The 5,128-nt window shown below is 56.1% G+C and carries 5 protein-coding genes; 4 read left to right on the top strand and 1 reads right to left on the bottom strand.

The genetic code is table 11. The features are described 5' to 3' along the window. The 4 genes from NP596_RS19625 to NP596_RS19640 form a co-directional block, all read left to right on the top strand. The coding region (locus NP596_RS19625) for an NADH-ubiquinone oxidoreductase-F iron-sulfur binding region domain-containing protein (RefSeq protein ID WP_305891825.1) at positions 1-438 on the top strand (438 nt) is incomplete at its 5' end. Positions 439-459: 21 nt separating this feature from the next. Next, positions 460-3,312 carry a formate dehydrogenase subunit alpha gene (gene fdhF / locus NP596_RS19630; RefSeq protein WP_256617094.1) on the top strand — a complete coding sequence of 951 codons (2,853 nt, stop codon included), beginning with the start codon at positions 460-462 and terminating at the stop codon, positions 3,310-3,312. A 15-nt stretch (positions 3,313-3,327) separates the two neighbouring features. Continuing rightward, on the top strand, positions 3,328-4,164 hold the full coding sequence (gene fdhD, locus NP596_RS19635; protein ID WP_256617095.1) for a formate dehydrogenase accessory sulfurtransferase FdhD: 837 nt from the start codon (positions 3,328-3,330) through the stop codon (positions 4,162-4,164). A 1-nt stretch (position 4,165) separates the two neighbouring features. Beyond that, entirely contained in the window at positions 4,166-4,372 is a 207-nt protein-coding gene (locus NP596_RS19640; protein WP_013817937.1) for a formate dehydrogenase subunit delta, read from the top strand. A 112-nt stretch (positions 4,373-4,484) separates the two neighbouring features. Here the strand turns inward: NP596_RS19640 and NP596_RS19645 are convergent. Continuing rightward, a partial coding sequence (locus tag NP596_RS19645; protein ID WP_256617096.1) for an autotransporter outer membrane beta-barrel domain-containing protein occupies positions 4,485-5,128 on the bottom strand: 644 nt, incomplete at its 5' end.

A 5,128-nucleotide genomic window follows, 5' to 3' on the forward strand; every position in this document is an offset into this window, starting at 1 on the left:
GCCAGCGGCCGACCCATCCGGGCGGTGCAGGTCGGCGGCCCGCTGGGCGCTTATTTGCACGAAGGCCAGTTCGATACCCCGCTGGATTATGAAGCCTTTGCCGCCATTTCGGCTGTACTCGGCCACGGCGGCATCGTGGTGCATGACGACAGCGTCAACATGGCCGACATGGCCCGTTATGCGATGGAATTTTGTGTGGAAGAATCCTGCGGCAAATGCACACCCTGCCGCATCGGCTCAACGCGCGGCGTTGAAGTGATAGACCGCATCGTCAATGATGTCCAAAAGGATAAAAATACCGTACTGCTTCGGGATTTGTGCGACACCATGGTCTACGGCTCTTTGTGTGCGATGGGCGGCATGACACCGTATCCGGTGTTGAGCTCGTTGAATCATTTCCCAGAAGACTTTGGCCTGCAGCCCGCAGCCAAAGTCTGATCGATTACCAGGAGTTAGCTTATGTCAGCCAATAACGAAATAGATTACGGTACCCCCGTAAGCGCATCAGAAAATCAGGTCACTCTGGAAATCGACGGCCGATCGGTTACTGTCAAGGCCGGCAGTTCAGTGATGCGCGCCGCCGCGGAAGCCGGCATCAGTATCCCGAAACTTTGCGCCACCGATAGTCTGGAACCGTTCGGGTCCTGCCGCATGTGCCTGGTACAAATCGAAGGCGCGCGCGGTTACCCCGCGTCTTGCACCACGCCGGTCGCGGAAGGCATGAAAGTTTGCACTCAAAACGACAAACTGGCCAATATCCGCCGGGGTATCGCCGAACTGTACATCTCCGACCACCCGCTGGACTGCCTGACCTGCGCCGCCAACGGCGATTGCGAACTGCAGGACACTGTCGGCCAGGTAGGTTTGCGCGAAGTACGTTACGGATTCGAGGGCGAAAATCACCTTAATGCCGAAAAAGACACCAGCAACCCCTACTTTACCTTCGACCCGTCCAAATGCATCGTCTGCTCGCGTTGCGTAAGGGCCTGCGAAGAAACCCAAGGCACTTTTGCACTGACGATTGACGGCCGCGGCTTCGAATCCAAGGTATCGCCCGGTCAAAACCAGGACTTCATGGACTCCGAATGCGTATCCTGCGGCGCTTGCGTACAGGCCTGCCCGACCGCGACCCTGATGGAAAAATCCGTGATCGACAACGGCGTGCCGGAACACAGCACCATCACTACGTGCGCCTATTGCGGCGTCGGCTGCTCGTTCAAAGCGGAAATGAAGGGCGAACAGCTGGTGCGGATGGTGCCGGATAAAAACGGCCAAGCCAATCACGGCCATTCCTGCGTCAAGGGCCGTTTTGCCTTCGGTTACGCCACCCACAAAGACCGTATCACCACACCGATGGTGCGCGAGAAAATCAGCGATGCCTGGCGCGAAGTCAGCTGGGAAGAAGCGATAACATTTGCCGCCGACCGCCTGAAACAAATCCAGGCCAAACACGGCAAATACTCGATCGGCGGCATCACTTCATCACGTTGTACCAACGAAGAAACCTATTTGGTGCAAAAACTGATCCGCGCCGGCTTCGGCAACAACAATGTCGACACCTGCGCGCGGGTTTGCCACTCCCCTACCGGTTACGGTTTGAAAAACACCTTCGGCGAATCGTCGGGCACCCAAACCTTCGACTCGGTCATGAAAGCCGACGTGATCATGGTGATCGGCGCCAACCCAACCGACGGCCATCCGGTATTCGGCTCCATGATGAAACGCCGTCTGCGCCAAGGCGCCAAGCTGATCGTCGTCGATCCGCGCAGCATCGATCTGGTGCGCAACAGTCCGCACGTAAAAGCCGACTACCATCTAAAACTGCGCCCCGGCACCAATGTCGCGGTCGTCACCGCATTGGCCCACGTCATCGTCACGGAGGGCTTGGCAGACGAAGCGTTTGCACTGGAACGTTGCGATGTCGAATCCTTCGGCAAATGGAAAACCTTTGTCTCCCTGCCGCAAAATTCACCGGAAGCGGTAGCGGAAATTACCGGCATCGACGCGGAAACCATGCGTGCCGCGGCCCGTCTGTACGCAAACGCCGGCAATGGCGCCATTTATTATGGCCTGGGTGTGACCGAGCACAGCCAAGGTTCGACCACCGTGATTGGTATCGCCAATCTGGCGATGGCTACCGGCAACGTCGGCCGGGAAGGAGTTGGCGTGAATCCATTGCGCGGCCAAAACAACGTGCAAGGCTCTTGCGACATGGGCTCGTTCCCGCACGAATTCGTTGGTTATCGCCACGTATCCGACAGCGAAACCCGCGCTCAATTCGAAGCGGCCTGGGGCGTATCGCTGGAATCCGAACCCGGCCTGCGCATTCCGAATATGTTCGCGGCGGCCATAGACGGCACCTTTAAAGGCCTCTATGTGCAAGGCGAGGACATCGCCCAATCCGATCCGGACATCCAACACGTACACCATGCATTGCGCGAGCTGGAATGCCTGATCGTGCAAGACATTTTCCTTAACGAAACCGCCAAGTTTGCCCATGTCTTCCTGCCGGGTTCCTCATTCCTGGAGAAAAACGGCACCTTTACCAACGCGGAACGCCGCATTTCGCCGGTACGCAAAGTCATGACACCGCTGGCCGGCAAGGAAGATTGGGAAGTCACCCAGGATTTGGCCAATGCGCTGGGTTATCCGATGAATTACAACCATCCATCGGAAATCATGGCGGAAATCGCCAGCCTGACGCCGCAATTTGCCGGCGTCAGCTATGAAAAAATCGACGCCATGGGCAGCATTCAGTGGCCTTGCAACGAAGAGGCACCCGACGGTACGCCTACCATGCATACCGACCACTTCGTGCGCGGCAAGGGACGTTTCATGCTGACAGAGTACATTCCGACCCAGGAGCGCACCAACAGCAAGTATCCGTTGATTTTGACCACCGGCCGTATCTTGTCGCAATACAACGTCGGCGCTCAAACCCGCCGCACCGAGAACGTGGCATGGCACGACGAAGACCGTCTGGAAATCCATCCGCACGATGCTGAAGTATTGGGCATAGCCGATGGCGACTGGGTCGGCGTAAAAAGCCGTACCGGCGAAACCGTGATGCACGCCATCATTACCGACAGAATGCAACCGGGCGTGGTCTACACCACGTTCCACTTCCCGCATTCCGGCGCCAACGTCATCACCACCGATAATTCGGACTGGGCCACCAATTGCCCGGAATATAAAGTCACCGCCGTACATGTGGCTAAAGTGGCGCAACCATCGGAGTGGCAACAGCAATATCGCAGCTTCTCCGACAAGCAACAATCGTTGCTGGACAATCGCATCTCCGCTGTGGAATAACCCTTCCACGTGTCTATGGATGCCATCAGCGAGTTGGGCTGGGCCAGTTATCGAAAAGGTCAATACGATGTCTGGCGCGGCCCGGCTCACCAGCGCAAGGAAGATTCGGTAGCCGAGGAAGTGCCGGTGGTGTTGGTTTACAACACCGTCCCGCACGTGGTCATGCTGACCACGCCGTTGAACCTGGAGGACTTCGCGTTGGGATTCAGCCTGACAGAAGGCATTATTCAACATCCGGGTGAAATGCACTCGGTGCGCGTCGTGCAACGATCCAAAGGTATTGAAGTGCGGGTCGGCATTCCCGAACAGCGCTGCGACAGCATGCACGACAAGGGCCGTAATATGACGGGCCGTACCGGCTGCGGCCTGTGCGGCGCCACCTCGCTGGAACAGGCTATTCGCCGGCCTAATCCCGTCGGCGCCGGTCTGCCCCTGGAAGCGGAAACATTAGCCCAAGCCCTGCGGGACATGCCCGGCAAACAAACCCTCAATCAAAAAACCGGCGCCGTGCACGCCGCTGCCTGGCTGGATCCGCTACGCGGCATCACCGCCGTGCGCGAGGATGTCGGCCGACACAATGCCCTGGATAAATTAATCGGCGCGCTGGCGAAAGCCAACTGCAACTTTAATGACGGCTGGCTATTGGTGACCAGCCGCGCCAGCTTTGAAATGGTACAAAAAGCCGCCAGCGTCGGCATCACCTTGCTGGCCGCCATCTCGGCCCCCACCGGCCTGGCCATACAATTGGCCGAAGAATGCGGCTTAACCCTGATCGGGTTTGCCCGTAACGAAAATCACGTTATTTATACTCACCCACATCGTTTACAACATACCCAAGCATCGGTCGCATAACATGGATAAAAGCAATTTAATCAAAATGGCTAACGACATCGGCTCATTCTTCAAATCGGAACCCGACAGAGCGCTCGCCATTCAAGGCGTGGAGCAACACATCAGAAATTTCTGGGAACCGCGCATGCGCAAAGAGATCGTTGAATACCTCGAAAAAGGCGGCGCCGATTTAATGGATATCGTGGCGGAAGCGGTTAAAAAATTGTAACGCTTTTGCGCATAGCCGTATTCAGCTGCCCGCCATCGGTCGGGATTTTTCTATCTTTTCGATGCATCGCCAGGTTCAAGCAACAAGCGGCTTGAACCTGGCCCGCAAATTGTTAACGGCGTTTTCCAACGAAAAACACGCCAAATATACCGCTCATAAACAACCACATCGCGGCGGGAACCGGAACCGGTGCTGCGGAAATGACCTTCAGTTGAACATTGTCGACATTGTAAACAGTTTCAAATCCGAGTCCGGTAAACGCGCTAGCGTCTAAAGACGCAAATGCGCCGCTCCCCAAACCGTCAAAGGTAATCAGGGTGAATATGTCGCCCACTTCCGGCACAAAGCTTCCGAAACGTTCAACCTTTAACGTCCCGCCAAACGTCGCATCGCCGGTAATGTTCAAAATATCCAACAAGGTATCGGTGCCTCCGATTTCCATGCTCAGTAAACCGGACGCGGTTTGCATAAAGTCACCGGCTACCGTTAACGAACCTATACCATCCGATCCGGGATAGATTGTGCCGCTGTTTATCAGGTCATTGGAAAAAACAGGATCGAGTATACCCTCGCCTTGTAAAACGCCGTCAACGCCGTTTACAAAGCTCGCGGCAGAGACCGTTAAAGTGGCCCCCTGCTCAACATTAACCACCCCCTGATTGGTAAAATCCTTTGCCAAATTGACGGTCCCGGACTGCACATCCAACAAGCCATTATTTTGCAGTTCCGGGTTTATCGTGGTGGTACCGGTACTGG

The organism is Methylomonas rivi, from assembly GCF_024505165.1.
GTDB lineage: Bacteria > Pseudomonadota > Gammaproteobacteria > Methylococcales > Methylomonadaceae > Methylomonas > Methylomonas rivi.